The sequence below is a fragment of the Priestia sp. AB genome, assembly GCF_028369225.1.
Taxonomy (GTDB): Bacteria; Bacillota; Bacilli; order Bacillales; family Bacillaceae_H; genus Priestia; species Priestia megaterium.
The window spans coordinates 309,051-323,962 of the sequence record NZ_JAQMYN010000005.1 but is presented as its reverse complement, the minus strand read 5'-3'; the positions used below and the strand labels follow the sequence as shown (position 1 = coordinate 323,962).

Genomic DNA, 14,912 nt, shown 5'->3' with positions numbered 1-14,912 from the left:
TGTCATAGGCGCACTTAGACCGAAAACAGACGGAAAGGAGTATAAAATGTTTACTCAGCTTACAGAAAAAAATCAGAATGCAGAAGAACTAAAAGAAACACTTGATGATTTAGAGTTTCAGCTATTTCGCATGCAGGATAATTTAAAAGAAATTGCTAAAAAGTATGAAGTTATTGGTGTCGATCAGCCTGAAGATAATCAGTTAGTTATTGTATCGGCACAAAATGACGGAAACGCATGTAAAATTATGCTAAATGAATGTACAAAAGCCTATAGAGGGGCTTGGGATTTTGCCATCGATGGCGTATATGAAGATAATCACACGATTTTTATTGGTGACATTAAAGGGCCCGCTAATAAGGGATATGGCTCTGTATGTATGAATTATTTAAAAGAAGTAGCGGTTGATCAAAATGTTCATGTCATTAAAGGCGATATCGCTGAGCGCGATTGGGATCATCTCGAAAGATTGATTCATTTTTATGAAAAACATAACTTTGAGGTGAATATTGATTATACGAATAAGTGCGGAGAAATTGAGTGGACTCCAGCTTAGCTTATCAATAAAAAAACGAACAGACGCTGTCTGTTCGTTTTTTATTTGATATATGCTAAGCTTTTTTTAATGCTGCTAAGAGGACTTTCTATACAGTGATCTTGTTCAACGATCCACCATTTTACGCCTGCTCTATGTCCTTCTTGCATTACAGCCTTTATATCTACTCCTCCGGTACCAAGAGGAGCAAAAAATTGTTCGCCGTCTGTTGTCATATCTTTTAAATGAATAAAAGGCGTACGATTTTGATAATGCTTCATCCACTCCACTGGATCTTCGCCTGCTTTAGTCAGCCAATAAATGTCCAACTCTACGTTTACCTCAGTTTCTTCTAAGATTGTTTGGAGAGCTGACTTTCCAGTTGACAATTTCTTTAGCTCAAAATCATGATGATGATAGCTAAACGACAGGCCTTCTTTTTTACAATAAGCATCAATGTAATTTAAAGAATCAATAAGTTCGAAATATCCTTTTTCAGTTTGTCGTTCAGGCATTAAATAAGGACAAACAATATGTGAATTTCCAACTTGTTGCTCAAAGTGAATCACCTGCTCTAAATTTGATTCTAATTGTTCAAGCGGCACATGACTAGAAGCTGCCTTCAGCTGTAAATCCGTTAACCATGCTTTTACTTCTTTTGCTGTATATCCTTCGTACCCCGCAAACTCTACCCCTTGATACCCTAAAGCAGCTACTTTTTGAAGCGTTCCTTTAAAATCTTTTTTCGTTTCTTCACGCAGCGTATAAAGCTGAACTCCTACAGGTATTTCTCCCATTTTCTCTCCCCCTGTTCATTAAGAAAGTGATTGAACTATGGCTAAATCAACCCAATCTAAAGACGAACAAATTGAATAATTGAACTAGTATGAATTACTTGTTACACAGCTGTTGATTTCCGTGCAAGACTTCGCTTTCCGCGGGCGGCCGGTGAGCCTCCTCGTCGCTTACGCTCCTGCGGGGTCTCACCTGTTCCGCTTTTCCCGCAGGAGTCTTCGTCTTGCCCTCCAATCAACACCTAGAATCAATTACGTTCATCTAAATCTACGTTCATCCTAGAAAGGAAAAAATCCGAACGAATTTGATTCTCAATCAACAATAAGATTCGTTCGGATCCTCCTTTAACTAACATACTTTTTTTCAACATCTGCTGCTTTTTATTTTACTGCACTTCCAAGCATTCCGGAAATAAAATGACGCTGAAGTGCTAGGAAGAAGACAATGATTGGAATGGTTGCAATCGTTACTCCCATCATTACTTGACCGTAATCAATAATCGATAAGCCAATTAAGCTTGAAAGAGCAACTGGCAATGTAGCCATTTCGTTAGATGTAGTCGCAACTAAAGGCCACATAAAGTTATTCCACTGTGTCATAAATAAGAAAATAGCTGCTGCAGCCATAGCAGGCTTCATAGAAGGAAGCACAATAGTTAAAAAGATTCTCATCTCTCCAGCTCCGTCCAAACGAGCTGCTTCAATAAGTTCCGTTGGAAAAGCTAAAAAGTTCTGACGTAATAAAAAGATAGCAAACGGAAAGCACAGCTGCGGAACAATAAGTGCAAAATACGTATCAAGCAAATTAAAATTCGACATCAGCTGAAAAAGTGGAATGAGCGTTGCTTGATATGGAATCATCATAGACAATAAAAGCGTAGTGAAAATTGCGTTGCGGCCTTTGAATTCAAATTTAGATAACGCATATGCAGCTGTGGAGCAGACCATTAAAGCTACAATCACATACACGACTGAAACAAATACTGAGTTAAAAAAGACGCGCCCTAAATCAATTGAAGCATTTAAATTTTGTAGATTTGTCATAAATTGATCGCCAGGCTTCAGCGTTGGAGGGTTTGTAAACATTTTTCCTGATTCATTCGTAGCGCCGATAAACATCCAGTAAAAAGGAAAAATTGAGATAATCGTAAACAGCCCAAGCAAGCTGTATAGTCCTATTTTGCGCATGATGTGCCTTTTCTTTTTGACCTTAGGAACGGTAACTACTGCGGTTGCTTCTACTCTCTCTAATACACTCATGATTTATCACCCGTAAATTTAAATTGGAAGAACGTTAAAATACCAACTAATAATACAACAACGTACGCAATGGCTGATGCATATCCAAAATCAAAGTATTTAAAGCCATTTTGATAAATATATAAGCCTAACGTCATAGTAGAATCAGCAGGGCCGCCTTTTGTTAAGTTAAAAGGTTCGTCAAACAATTGAAGGGTGCCAATTGTTGATAAAATAGTAGCAAACAAGATAACGGGTTTTAATTGTGGAACCGTTACGTGGAAAAACTTTTGAATACGATTTGCTCCGTCTAAATCAGCTGCTTCGTAAACTTCATGAGATAAACTTTGAAGAGCTGCTAGAAAAATAACCATGTTATAACCTGTCCATCTCCAAGTCATCGCAACGATGATTGAGACTTTAGCCCAAAATGGATCCCCCAGCCACTGAATGGCATCGATACCGAAAAACCCTAAAATAGTATTCATAATTCCTTCATCTTGAAGAATGATTGAAAACAAAATAGAGTAGGCAACTAGTGACGTTACTGCCGGCAAGAAAAATGAAACTCGGAAAAAACCTTTTAGTCTTAAAAGCTGACTGTTTAACGCGTTAGCTAGTACAAGCGCTAATAAAATCATAACGGGTACTTGAACGATTAAAATAATTCCCGTATTCCCAAGCGCTTTCCAGAAAATATCATCTCCGAGTAAGCGTGTATAGTTTGATAACCCGGTAAATACATACTTTCCGCCTTCCATACTCTGAAAGCTTAGAACAAACGATGAAAAAATAGGATAGATTGTAAACAGCGCGAACAGCAAAAGTGCTGGAGCAATAAATAAGTAAGGCAACGATTTATTTGTCTTCATGATGACCTCCTAGTACCGCAAGAAGAAGAGATAGAAGGCAATTTTCCATAAATCACCTTCTATGCTTCTTGATTATTTTTTAATTCGGTTTTCTAAGCGTTTTTGAGCTGCTTCAAGCGAGTCTGTAACGCCCTTACCATTTGTTACTTCTGACACAGCTTTGACTGCTTCACTGTTTGCAACTGAGTAATTGCCCGTAAAATTAACCGGCTTAATATCTTTCATTTCATCTGCGAATGTTTTCCAAATCGTCTGATTGTTAAAGTACTCATCTTGTGCAGTGAATAATTTTGAAGAGTATACGGTATTTAATGATGGGAATAATCCGCCCTTCATCGCTTCTTCTTGAACTTTATCCGTTGTTGAGAAATACTCCATAAATTTGTACGCTTCATCTGCTTTTTGACTAGTTGCTGAAATCACATAGTTGCTTCCGCCTAAGTTAGAAGCACGGTTGCCTCCTTCTTCAAACGAAGGTAATAAAAACACTCCCCATTTTCCTTTTAAATCCGGAGCCTGCTGTGTAATAGAACCGGATAGCCAAGCACCAGATGGTGAACTTGCTACTTTACCTTCTGCTAAGGCACTGATTGAAGCATCCCAGCCCACTGTATTTTTAACAATGCCTGCTTCTTTTAACTTCTTATTTAACTCCATTGCTTTTTTCGCTTCTTTAGAAGTTAAATTTAGCTTTCCTTTGTTATTAAAATAGAACGTACCTTGCTGTGTCAGCGTCATTCGGAATAAGCCATCGTCATTATTAAAATCTAAACCTAGTAAATCAACGCCAACTTTTTCTTTAATTTTCTTACCAGCTGCAATGTAATCATCCCATGTTTTGATACTGTTTGGATCTACGCCTGCTTTTTCAAAGTAATCTGTGCGATAGAATACGCCTGTTGGACCTGCATCAAACGGGAAGCCGTACATATCTCCATTCTTTGATAAAAGGGCTCTCTTAAACTCAGGAAACTTATCTTCTTGCTTATCAAATCCTTTTTTAGATAGGTTTAAAAATGCTTTTGGAAATGCATCTAAATATCCTTGGAAACGATCGTCTTCTACTAATACAATATCAGGAAGGCCTTTTCCGCCAGCTTGCAATCCTGTTGTTAGTTTTGAATAAACATCTTCACGTCCCATATCCACTACTTTTAATTTAAACCCTGGATTCTCTTTTTGGTATTCTGCTGCTGCTTTCTTTAATACCGGTACGTTAATATTCCAAGCCCATGCAACAACTTCTTTTCCACCGCTACCACTTGTTTCATTAGCGGACTTTCCTCCGCATCCTGCAAGTACTAGGGTTAAAATGAGTGCAAAACTGATTAAACTAAACCAACGTTTCAATGAATACCCCTCCTATAATCTCGTCTCCTAGTGTGGCAAGTTTTTTTGTAGACGCTCATGACTCTTTCTCCAGAGAATTATTGAAAAATAATTCTGTATATTGAAAGCGTATACAATTTACTTAATCTAAATTATATGAATGAATACCTTTTTCCTCAATGGTAAATATAAAAGGCAAAAACCTTACATTTTTGCCTTTTTCTAAATTGATTTTGTTATTATGGTTTCTATTAACTTTTTCGTTCATGAAAAAAAGCGAATGTACTGTCGTTGTTGAAACAGAACACAATCGCTTATTTAAAAAAATCCAATGTATACTATTTTTTTGCTACATAAGTAATACTTTCTTGCTTATTTGGGACGTTCTAAGGAAAATAATTGCCCCAATTTACTATAGTTAGAACCCGCAAGCCGGCTGACTGGCTTCACACGTTCTGCAGAAACGCGATCGTTTTCTATCACTTTTTCACTAATATGAAACATCACAACTTCACCGATAAACAAATCTGAGCTGTATGCCTCATCCGTTCCTAATGGAACAATTTGGTGAAGCTTACATTCCATTCGAATGCTTGCTTCTTGAATTCCGGGAACCTGCACTTTTTTGCTCGGTGCTAGTGTTAACCCTGTTTCTTCGACTTCACTCACGGAAGAAGGGTAAGAAGATGCCGCTTGATTCACTTGTTCCACTAAGTTTTCGTCTACAAGATGAACTACAAATTCTTTAGATGCACTAATATTTTTGGCCGTATCTTTCGTCATTTGACCTTCACTTCTCGAAACCGAAACGGCAATCAGCGGAGGCTCTGCCGCAACTACATTAAAAAAACTAAACGGCGCGGCATTCACTACACCGTCATCATTTTGAGTTGTAATAAACGCAATTGGCCGAGGAATGATGACACCTGTTAGCAAATGATAATTGTCTTTTGCACTTTGTACCGCTGGATCCACTACTTTCATTTTACCCACTCCTTTTCTTCCATTTACTTTATTGTATGGTAACGAAAAGAGCATAGATTAGCTAGCAACTTGCTCACCAACACAATGAAAAGATCCGAACGATTACTCGTTCGGATCTTTCTTCAACTAAACTGCTTTTGTCTCAGCCTATTTCGTTAATTTAACACCGTAATTTTCACTGTACGACGTCCAAATGCTTTTGCAGCTGACTCGGAAGGTACTAATACGTCAATTCGATATCCTTTAATCGCACCGCCCGTATCACCTGCTGTTGCCACTCCGTATCCTTCTACGTATACTTTTGAACCTAATGGAATAACGGATGGATCTACCGCAATAATTTTATGAGTGCCTGAACTTACATTTTGTCCAGTGGCTGTTACACCGCTGCAGCCTGCACAATTAGCTGTATAAGCTGTTGCTTCTACATACATTTCTTTTCCAGAATGCTTTTGTGTGCTTTCTTCTTTTTTCGTTTCTTTTGCTTCTGAAGAAACGGCTGCTTTCTTCTCTGTAGCTGCAGCTGTTTTTACTTCTTGTTTTGGCTCTGTTTTTACTTCTTTTTTAGCTGTTGCTAGTTCAGCTTGACGCTTTGCTTCTGCATCAGCCTCACCCTTTTCAGTCGCCTGCTGTTTTGCCACTTGCTCAGCTTGCTTTTGAGCTTCTTCTTTTTCTTTTGCAATCTTATCTTGAATGCCTGTTAGTTCAGACTGAAGATTTGCTTTTTCTGAAGAAGCTGCATCAATTTCATTTACGACCGTACTGTATTTTTCTTGCATAGTTGTTAACGTTGCTGTTTGTTTCGCAACGTTTTTATCTAATTCAGCTTGTTTAGCCGCTAGGCTACCTTTTGCTGCTTCTAATACTTTTTCTTGCTTATCAATTTCTTTTTTATCTTTTTCAATTTGATCTAAGTCATTTTGATGCTGCTTTAAAATATCATTATCTGCTGACAATAAAGTTGTGACAGCACCCATACGCGCGACAAAATCTCCAAAGTTATCAGCATTCATTAATGTATCAATAACAACGCTTGTTTTATCGTCTTGCTGTAAAGCAACTAATCGATTTTCAATAATATCTTTACGACTTAACACTTTTTCCTGAAGCAAAACGATTTCTTTTTTCTTTTTCTCAATCATTTTGTTCGCTTCTGAAATCTGCTTTTCAGTCGATGCTAACTCTTTTTTATTGCTAGAGATTACTGTATGTAATGAATTTAATTGTGATTGAATGTTTTGAACATCTGAATTGATAGACTGTTTCTCTTTCTCTTTTTGTTGAACAGCCTTTTCTGTTTCTTTAATTTTATTTTCAGTACTCTGGAGCGCTTCTTCATTCGATTGGGCGTGAGTCTCTGTGATGCCGGTCATGAAGAAAATTCCTGTGACTGCTGCAAGAGTCATACGCTTAAAAATTTTCATAAAGTAATAGTCCCCTTTCCTCATAGACATAGTTATACCATAAAAAACTATCTGTTTATGTTACAATACAGTTAAAAGTTTCCCATAATCTGTATAACCAAGAATCTCTTTCTGGGAATTCATCACCAAAATCCCTTGATAGAGAGGTTTACTGTTTATTAAAAAAGATATATTTTTATCATAAACAGGGCATATTTGCTCTTTAAAAATAGAAATAAACGCTTATTATTACAGGTATATTACAAATTTTTCACAGAAAATTATGTGTTTTACCGTCTTTTTTCGGTGTTTTTTACTTTTTATTACATAAATTCCACCTACATAATTCCTACACTATTTATAAAGTTATGACTTTTTCACTTCTTTTTTACACTTTATATACATAAAAAGACGCCCATAAATCAAATGAGCGTCTTTTTTCTGCACACGTATAAAACCATTATTTGTCAGAGGTTACTAGTTTTAAAGGCACTGGAATTTGCTTATCTACCTTTTTGCCTTGAAGAACATTTTTAGCAGACTTTACGGCAAGTTTACCGATTAAAACAGGCTGCTGAGCTACAGTTGCTCCTAGCTTCCCTTCTTTTACCGCTTTAATTGCATCGTCGTTTCCATCAAACCCTACTACTAGCACATCTTTTCCTGAGCTGTTAATCGCTTGAATAGCTCCTAATGCCATTTCATCATTATGAGCAAATACGGCTTTGATACCAGGATTTCCTTGAAGAACATTCTCCATAACGTTTAAGCCTTTTGTACGGTCAAAATCAGCCGACTGTTTAGCCGTAATATCTAGCTTTTGATCCGCAACGTTGTGGAACCCTTTTCCTCGTTCACGAGTTGCTGAAGCTCCCGGCACGCCTTCAAGTTCTGCTACTTGAGCTTTCTCCCCTACTTTTTTCACAATGTAATCAGCAGCCATTTGACCACCTTTTACATTATCTGAAGCTACGAGGGTTTCTACTTTTCCTTTTTCTGCTGAACGATCTAGTGTAATAACTGGAATACCTACATTATTAGCCGATTGTACAGCTGTTGAAATAGCAGCTGAATCCGTTGGGTTAATAAGCAGAATGTTAACACCTTGCTGCATTAAATCTTCCACATCGTTAATTTGTTTTGCTGAATCATTTTGAGCATCTACTACAACTACTTCCATGCCCAGTTTTTTTGCTTCTTTTTGTACCCCTTCTTTTAGCGAAACAAAGAACGGATTGTTTAATGTAGAAACGGATAAACCAATTTTAATATCTTTTAAATTTTTACTTTCAGATGGTTTCGCCCACTCAGGAGGCTGAAGTGAACAAGCCCCTAACAGTAATAATGAAAATGATAATAGCACGAGCCAAATTTTCTTCATGTTTTTCCCTCCTAAGCTGACTTTTTGCGATCAATTAATACCGCGATTAAAATAACAATTCCCTTTACGACCATTTGGTAAAAGGACGAAACGCCGAGTAAGTTTAAGCCGTTGTTTAACGTTCCGATAATCAGCGCACCAATTAACGTTCCAACAATGCGTCCACGTCCTCCAGAAAGGCTTGTTCCACCCAGTACTACTGCAGCGATAGCATCTAACTCGTAAGACGTACCTGCCGTTGGCTGAGCAGAGTTCAAACGAGAAGTCAAAATCGCTCCTGATAGCGCTGCCAATAATCCTGCTAGTGAGTAGATCATAACCTTAACTTTTGGTACTTTAATTCCTGAAATAAATGCTGCTTTTTCATTTCCCCCGATTGCATATGTTCTACGGCCAAACGGCGTTTTATGCAAAATCACCCATAGGACAGCAAATGCTAGTACCATCGTAATTGCCGGAACAGGAATACCTAGAAAATAGCCGCGGCCAAATAACTGGAAGTAATAGTTTTCGCCTAAGCCCGTAATCGGATTTCCATCTGTATAAACAAGCGTTAACCCTCTAAAAATTGTCATCGTCGCTAGCGTTGCAATAAACGGCGCCATTTTTCCTTTTGTAATAAGCAAGCCGTTAATCATACCCATTACAGCTCCTAACACACATCCTATTAAAATAGCTAAAATAGGATCTACACCTGACACAATCATACCTGCCATTAACGCACTTGATAAAGCAAGTATAGAGCCAACCGATAAATCAATTCCGCCTGTTAAAATGACAAACGTCATACCGAATGCAATTAAGGCATTAATGGCTACTTGACGCAGCAAGTTTAAAATATTTAAAGGTTCTAAAAAGCTTGGATTTAAAATCGATACAATGACAATAAGAATAAATAGACCTAGTAACGGACCTAGCTTTTGCATCACGTTATCAACGCGATTTTCTTTGATCCCTGTGTTTGCTTTCATTTTACTGACCTCCTGTTGCAAATGTCATAATTTTTTCTTGAGTTGCTTCTTCACTTGTCAGTTCACCTGTTATTTTTCCTTCATGCACAACCAAAATGCGATCGCTCATGCCGAGTACCTCTGGAAGCTCTGAAGACACCATGATAATAGCCACGCCTCTGTCTGTCAGTTCATTCATAAGCTGATAAATTTCACGCTTTGCCCCGACGTCAACTCCTCGAGTTGGTTCATCTAAAATCAGCACTTTTGGTCCAATGCCAATCCACTTGGCAATAACTACTTTTTGCTGATTTCCTCCCGATAAGTTACCCGCACTCGTCTCAGACGACTCGGTTTTGATCGTTAAACGTTTAATAAGTAAATCTACAAATTGCTGCTCGCTTTTTTGTTCAATAAAGCCTTTTGGCGAAAAGCTGAATAGACTTGGAAGCGCAATATTTTCTCGAATAGAAAAATCCAGGACGAGCCCTTCTGTTTTACGATCTTCTGTAATGAACCCGAGACCTAATTTAATGGCTTGGTCGGGCTTTGTGATACTGACCCGTTTGCCATTTAATATAATTTCGCCTTTTTCTAACGGATCAAGCCCGAAGATAGCGCGCATAATTTCGGTTCTGCCAGCTCCCATTAGCCCCGCAACACCGACAATTTCTCCTGATCGCACTGAAAAATGAACGTCTTGAAATACACCTTTTCTCTCCAAGCCTTTTGCTTCAAATACAACGTCTCCCTTAGGAGATGTCCTAGCAGGAAATCGATCCGTTAGCTCTCTTCCTACCATTTTGCGAACAACATCATCGAAGCTCGTTTCTGGAATCGGCTTTTTGTCTACCGTCTGTCCGTCACGCATGACCGTAATGGAATCACAAATAGCGAAAATCTCTTCCATACGATGTGAAATATAGACAATCGATACACCTTGTTTTCGCAGCGCATTAATTACGTCAAATAACTTTTGAATTTCTCTTTCAGTAAGCGCTGCGGTTGGCTCATCCATGATAATGACTTTTGCATTCGTCATCAGCGCTTTGGCTATCTCAATCATTTGCTGCTGTCCGACAGAACAAAGTCCCGCTTCTTGGTCAAGAGGAATGGTCACAGCTAATTTTTCAAACTGCTTCTTTGCTAACGCTTTCATTTCTTTTGTTTTTAAAAAACCTAAAGGCGTTTTTAATTCTTTGCCAATAAATAAGTTCTCAAGCACCGTCATTTCAGGCCAAACGTTCAGCTCTTGATGAATAAAGGTAACTCCGTTTTGTTCTGCTTCTTTTGGGTTTTGAAAATACGTCTCTTTGCCATCAATCAGAATCTGCCCTTCATCTTTTTTATGAAGGCCGGTTAAAATATTCATCAGCGTAGATTTCCCCGCTCCATTTTCCCCCATTAGTGCGTGAACTTCACCTTCATGTAATTCAAAATCCACGCCCCTTAGTACACAGTTTGCTCCAAAGGCTTTATGAATCCCTCTCATTGCAATATGCATGCTGTTCACCTCTTTTAAAAAATAACTCCCGCTTGTAAAATGCAGTTTGCATAAGGAGTTGCTTCTCCTGTACGAATCACAACTTTCGCTTTGCTTGTCAGCATTTTTAATTGTTCATGCGATACTTCTTCTACTAAGATGTTTTGCTTCTCCATCAACTCGTAAGCCTTTTGATTTCTTTCTTTCATTTCAGAAGCAATCACTATTTTTTCTGTAGCCATATCTTCTAACACAGCTACTACTACATCTTCAAAGCTAGGCACCCCTAGCTTTAAAGATAAATCAATTTTAGGCACGTCACTCGGAACAGGTAACCCTGCATCTGCAATGACAATAGTGTCTGTATGACCTAGATCTGTTAGTATTTTCGTAATATGACTGTTAATCATTCCGTGACGTTTCATTTACAGACTCTCCTCCACTTCTTTTCGAGTCGGCATACCGCCTTGCGCACCAAATTTAGTGACGGATAGCGAAGCTGCGCGATTAGCAAACTGAATTCCTTTTTCAAAACCCATTCCTTCGGCAAGTGCCACAGCAAGCGCTGCGTTAAATGTATCTCCTGCTCCTGTTGTATCAATCGTTTCTACTTGATAAGAAGGAACCAATACTTCTTTCTCGCCGTTAAAATAGCGCACACCTTGTTTTCCTTCTGTAATAAACAATTTATTTGGATACTGTTTTAATACTTCTTCTTTTTCTTTTCCTTCAAATAAAAGCTCTGCTTCATGTTCATTTGGAGTGATGTAAGAAACTTGTTCAATCACTTCTGCTTTTAATGGTCTTGCAGGCGCTGGATTTAACAAAAGCGGTACTTTAAGTTCCTGACAAAGCTGAGCAACATATTCAACCGTTTCTTCTGGAATCTCTTGCTGAATAAGTACGATATCCGCTTCTTTAATTTTTTCTTTTGCTTTTTCTACGTAGTCTGGAGTAATATAATCGTTTGCTCCTTTGACAACTACAATGCTGTTATCTCCTTCAGCCAGTATAATGTGAGCTGTTCCGCTATCTAAATATGTAACCGGTTTCACATTTTTCACAGATACACCGTTTGATTTGAAATTCTCCAGAATTGCTTTTCCGTAATGATCTTCGCCCACACACCCAATCATACTCACATCAGCTCCAAGACGGGCTGCTGCAACAGCTTGGTTCGCTCCTTTTCCTCCAGGAACAGTTTTGAATGATTCTCCTAACACTGTTTCTCCAGCTCCAGGACGAATATTTGATGTTACTACTAAATCCATTGATGAACTTCCAATCACAGTTACTTTAGCCATGTTCCTCAACCTTTCGTGTCGTATTTCGTTCAATAAACGTAACGGGTAGTTGTACTTGCTTTTGAATTAAAGGTTCTTTCTTAATACATTTCATTAACAGACCTGCTGCTTGCTTGCCCATTTCATAAGCAGGCTGACGAATTGTAGACAGCGCTGGAAACGAAAAGCGGCTGTGCGGAATATCATCAAAACCAATTACTTGTAGATCATCGGGCACGCTTTTTTCTAATCGAAACGCCTCGTGTAAAACGGCTGTGGCTACAATGTCATTACTTGCAATAATCCCGTCCGTTTCAGGGTACTTTTGAAAGATTTCCTTTGCCCATTTCTGCGCATCGTCAAACGCTAGAGAATTTGTATTTAATACGTAAAAGTCTGCATCAGACTGACTCAAAACAGACAGAGAGCCTTGAAAGCGTTCCTGAGCAGGCTTTACATTTACTGGACCTTTGATAAGTGTAATTCTTTTACTTCCTCTTTTGATTATTTCTTCTGCAGCAAGTTTTCCACCCTCAAAACCATCAGCATAAACGGATGGATACTGATCAGAACTTCTATCTAAAAACACGACGGGAAATGTAAGACCTTCATATAGTTTCTGAGCTAGACTTGTTGTTGCCGTGATCATCCCCACTACATGGTTTTGCGTAAACGTTTGGAGATAGGTTAATTCTTTCTCTAACTGCTCATCACTATTGCCAAGAATTAAACGAAATCCATGGCTATGTACTTCATCTTCTATTCCTCGTGCAAGCTGAGGGAAAAAAGGGTTTGTAATGTCTGGAAGCAAGAGACCAATCAAACGCGATTCACGTGTATAAAGCGAACGGGCTACCTCGTTAGGGCTGTAGTTTAATTTTTGAATTGTATTCATTACTCGCACACGCGTGTCTTCTTTTACATATCCTGTACTGTTTAAAACGCGCGAAACGGTCGCAACGGACACACCTGCTTCTTTTGCTACATCACGAATTGTTACCACTTTATTTCCCTCCCTTCATATATGTAACCGTTTACACAAATGATAACATGGAAAAGTGAAGTTGACAATCTTTTTATTAAAAAAAATCACTTCATTAAGAAGTGATTTTTCTTTCATTAGATATTAGCGTCTAGTTTCTTAAATAACTTCAAAAATTGCTCTTGATCTTTCGGTTCATAGCAAGAAAAGAAATGAGCAATCATCTTTTGCACAATTTCATTTGCTTCTTCAATCACTTGTTCACCTTTAGCTGTTAACTCAATGTTTACTTTGCGGCGATCCTCTTTAGAGTGATAGCGTGAAACTAACTCTAAGTCTATTAAACGATTAATAACAGGAGTAATCGCACTAGGCTTGACGCGCATCTCTTCTGCCAGCTTGGTTACCCCAATGTGACTGCACTTACCGATAATTAATAAGATATGATATTGAAAAGGTGTAATCCCTTGTGAAAGTAACCTTTCTTTTATCTCTGTCATTACCTTTTTGTTAAGGGATATCGAAATTCTCTGGACCTCTTCAATAAATGTGAGCTGTTCCATGTTTTGACGTCCCCTTTCTTATAATCAGGGAGTCGATGTTAACATGTCAGCCCCCTGCTGCACTCCAAGCGAAACCTAGCCTGGGGAGAGCGGCTGGTTTCGCGGAATGCTTATAACCTATTTTCTATCTATTTTATTCCGTACTATTATAATAGAAGAAACTCATTCACTATCGTTTTTCTTAAACGATCTTAAAGCCTTACGAAAAGCGTCATCATTCATAACGTCACGTTCTTCTTTTGTAAAAACCGTGTCGTCTTTTTCGCCTTCTCTAAACTTTTGCAGCACTTGACGATACATATCATCGTTCATGACATCTTTTTCTTTCTTATGTCTAGATGTTCTCGTTTCCGTCTTGGCCTGCGGCTCTTTTGGCTCTTCTTTTGGTGCTGCAGGTTTTTTTTCTGCCACTTTTTTCTCTTCTACTTTTGGCTCTTTAGGAGCATTTGAAGCAGCCGCTTCTTTTTTAGGTGGAACTGTACGCTGGCGCTTAGGAGATGATGCTTTAGCATTCATTGTAATAATTAGTACAACCAGAATCACAGCTACAACGATCAGTAAAATACCTAACATACTGTCACCTACTGTCCTTGTGTCATTCGTTTAGTCACTTGAACAACACGTTCTCCTAACGCTTTACCTAGCGCTTGGTCGTTCTCTGTTAATAATTCGTCACCTTCGATTGGACAAGTAATTCCCACACCGTAATAAGTACCGTACAGCGCATTTTCTGGAATGTTACCTGGTAAGCCAGCGATAACCATTCCTTGATGAAGCATCGGTGTAATTAAATTTAAAAGCGTTGCTTCTAAGCCCCCGTGCGTTGTAGCTGTTGTACAGAACACCGCACCTACTTTATCAATTAATTTACCTTCTGCCCATAAATAACCTAATTTATCAATCCACGTTTTTAACCCTGAACTGATTGTTCCAAAATGCCCTGGGCAGCCCCAAATAATAGCATCCATTTCAGGCAGTTCACGTACATCTGCTTCTTCTACATGCTTTACATATACAGTTGCTTCTCCAGACAGCTCGGCGCCAGAAGCAATCGCTTTTGCTAATGCCTCTGTATGTCCGCCTTCACTATCATATACGATACAAATTTTCATCC

17 protein-coding genes are annotated in these 14,912 nt (G+C 38.5%); 1 reads left to right on the top strand and 16 read right to left on the bottom strand.

The window, feature by feature from the left end:
* Positions 1–46: 46 nt before the first annotated feature.
* Positions 47–556: an N-acetyltransferase gene (locus tag POF52_RS17715; RefSeq protein ID WP_016763212.1), complete on the top strand. Its 510-nt coding sequence runs from the start codon at positions 47–49 to the stop codon at positions 554–556.
* 41 nt (positions 557–597) lie between these two features.
* Here POF52_RS17715 and POF52_RS17710 read toward each other — a convergent pair whose 3' ends face one another.
* The 16 genes from POF52_RS17710 to POF52_RS17635 form a co-directional block, all read right to left on the bottom strand.
* The gene (locus POF52_RS17710; RefSeq protein ID WP_271993730.1) at positions 598–1,332 is read right to left on the bottom strand and encodes a sugar phosphate isomerase/epimerase family protein; all 735 of its coding nucleotides are present in this window, start codon (positions 1,330–1,332) and stop codon (positions 598–600) included.
* Between the two features lie 101 nt (positions 1,333–1,433).
* A complete protein-coding gene (locus POF52_RS17705; RefSeq protein ID WP_255293447.1) occupies positions 1,434–1,568 on the bottom strand; it encodes a hypothetical protein in 135 nt (44 codons plus the stop codon).
* Positions 1,569–1,710: 142 nt separating this feature from the next.
* The gene (locus POF52_RS17700; RefSeq protein WP_026106517.1) at positions 1,711–2,517 is read right to left on the bottom strand and encodes a carbohydrate ABC transporter permease; all 807 of its coding nucleotides are present in this window, start codon (positions 2,515–2,517) and stop codon (positions 1,711–1,713) included.
* Positions 2,518–2,585: 68 nt separating this feature from the next.
* A complete protein-coding gene (locus POF52_RS17695) occupies positions 2,586–3,440 on the bottom strand; it encodes a carbohydrate ABC transporter permease (protein ID WP_013055639.1) in 855 nt (284 codons plus the stop codon).
* Positions 3,441–3,512: 72 nt separating this feature from the next.
* Positions 3,513–4,790, bottom strand: a complete 1,278-nt coding sequence (locus POF52_RS17690) for an ABC transporter substrate-binding protein (RefSeq protein WP_097824219.1) — start codon at positions 4,788–4,790, stop codon at positions 3,513–3,515.
* A gap of 351 nt (positions 4,791–5,141) precedes the next feature.
* A complete protein-coding gene (locus POF52_RS17685) occupies positions 5,142–5,753 on the bottom strand; it encodes a flavin reductase family protein (RefSeq protein WP_271993726.1) in 612 nt (203 codons plus the stop codon).
* A 155-nt stretch (positions 5,754–5,908) separates the two neighbouring features.
* Positions 5,909–7,177, bottom strand: coding sequence for a 3D domain-containing protein (locus POF52_RS17680; protein WP_271993724.1), 1,269 nt, complete (start codon positions 7,175–7,177; stop codon positions 5,909–5,911).
* 439 nt (positions 7,178–7,616) lie between these two features.
* Entirely contained in the window at positions 7,617–8,537 is a 921-nt protein-coding gene (gene rbsB, locus POF52_RS17675) for a ribose ABC transporter substrate-binding protein RbsB (protein WP_013055634.1), read from the bottom strand.
* Between the two features lie 11 nt (positions 8,538–8,548).
* A complete protein-coding gene (rbsC, locus tag POF52_RS17670; protein WP_271993722.1) occupies positions 8,549–9,508 on the bottom strand; it encodes a ribose ABC transporter permease RbsC in 960 nt (319 codons plus the stop codon).
* A gap of 1 nt (position 9,509) precedes the next feature.
* A complete protein-coding gene (locus tag POF52_RS17665; protein WP_271993720.1) occupies positions 9,510–10,991 on the bottom strand; it encodes a sugar ABC transporter ATP-binding protein in 1,482 nt (493 codons plus the stop codon).
* A 14-nt stretch (positions 10,992–11,005) separates the two neighbouring features.
* On the bottom strand, positions 11,006–11,395 hold the full coding sequence (gene rbsD / locus POF52_RS17660; protein ID WP_013055631.1) for a D-ribose pyranase: 390 nt from the start codon (positions 11,393–11,395) through the stop codon (positions 11,006–11,008).
* On the bottom strand, positions 11,396–12,274 hold the full coding sequence (rbsK, locus tag POF52_RS17655) for a ribokinase (protein WP_271993718.1): 879 nt from the start codon (positions 12,272–12,274) through the stop codon (positions 11,396–11,398).
* On the bottom strand, positions 12,267–13,256 hold the full coding sequence (locus POF52_RS17650) for a LacI family DNA-binding transcriptional regulator (protein WP_271993716.1): 990 nt from the start codon (positions 13,254–13,256) through the stop codon (positions 12,267–12,269). The genes rbsK and POF52_RS17650 overlap by 8 nt, the downstream gene beginning before the upstream one ends.
* A 116-nt stretch (positions 13,257–13,372) precedes the next feature.
* On the bottom strand, positions 13,373–13,798 hold the full coding sequence (locus tag POF52_RS17645; protein ID WP_013055628.1) for a MarR family winged helix-turn-helix transcriptional regulator: 426 nt from the start codon (positions 13,796–13,798) through the stop codon (positions 13,373–13,375).
* Between the two features lie 162 nt (positions 13,799–13,960).
* The gene (locus POF52_RS17640) at positions 13,961–14,371 is read right to left on the bottom strand and encodes a hypothetical protein (protein WP_271993714.1); all 411 of its coding nucleotides are present in this window, start codon (positions 14,369–14,371) and stop codon (positions 13,961–13,963) included.
* Positions 14,372–14,379: 8 nt separating this feature from the next.
* Positions 14,380–14,910 (bottom strand): NAD(P)H-dependent oxidoreductase, encoded by a 531-nt coding sequence (locus POF52_RS17635; protein ID WP_014461382.1) that lies wholly within the window; start codon positions 14,908–14,910, stop codon positions 14,380–14,382.
* Positions 14,911–14,912 lie beyond the last annotated feature (2 nt).

Excerpts from the sequence above, each read along its gene's own strand:
- POF52_RS17715 (WP_016763212.1), top strand. The coding sequence starts at position 47 with ATGTTTACTCAGCTTACAGAAAAAAATCAGAATGCAGAAGAACTAAAA.
- POF52_RS17710 (WP_271993730.1), bottom strand. The coding sequence starts at position 1,332 with ATGGGAGAAATACCTGTAGGAGTTCAGCTTTATACGCTGCGTGAAGAA.
- POF52_RS17700 (WP_026106517.1), bottom strand. The coding sequence starts at position 2,517 with ATGCGCAAAATAGGACTATACAGCTTGCTTGGGCTGTTTACGATTATC.
- POF52_RS17695 (WP_013055639.1), bottom strand. The coding sequence starts at position 3,440 with ATGAAGACAAATAAATCGTTGCCTTACTTATTTATTGCTCCAGCACTT.
- POF52_RS17685 (WP_271993726.1), bottom strand. The coding sequence starts at position 5,753 with ATGAAAGTAGTGGATCCAGCGGTACAAAGTGCAAAAGACAATTATCAT.
- POF52_RS17680 (WP_271993724.1), bottom strand. The coding sequence starts at position 7,177 with ATGAAAATTTTTAAGCGTATGACTCTTGCAGCAGTCACAGGAATTTTC.
- rbsB (WP_013055634.1), bottom strand. The coding sequence starts at position 8,537 with ATGAAGAAAATTTGGCTCGTGCTATTATCATTTTCATTATTACTGTTA.
- rbsC (WP_271993722.1), bottom strand. The coding sequence starts at position 9,508 with ATGAAAGCAAACACAGGGATCAAAGAAAATCGCGTTGATAACGTGATG.
- POF52_RS17665 (WP_271993720.1), bottom strand. The coding sequence starts at position 10,991 with ATGCATATTGCAATGAGAGGGATTCATAAAGCCTTTGGAGCAAACTGT.
- rbsD (WP_013055631.1), bottom strand. The coding sequence starts at position 11,395 with ATGAAACGTCACGGAATGATTAACAGTCATATTACGAAAATACTAACA.
- rbsK (WP_271993718.1), bottom strand. The coding sequence starts at position 12,274 with ATGGCTAAAGTAACTGTGATTGGAAGTTCATCAATGGATTTAGTAGTA.
- POF52_RS17645 (WP_013055628.1), bottom strand. The coding sequence starts at position 13,798 with ATGGAACAGCTCACATTTATTGAAGAGGTCCAGAGAATTTCGATATCC.
- POF52_RS17640 (WP_271993714.1), bottom strand. The coding sequence starts at position 14,371 with ATGTTAGGTATTTTACTGATCGTTGTAGCTGTGATTCTGGTTGTACTA.
- POF52_RS17635 (WP_014461382.1), bottom strand. The coding sequence starts at position 14,910 with ATGAAAATTTGTATCGTATATGATAGTGAAGGCGGACATACAGAGGCA.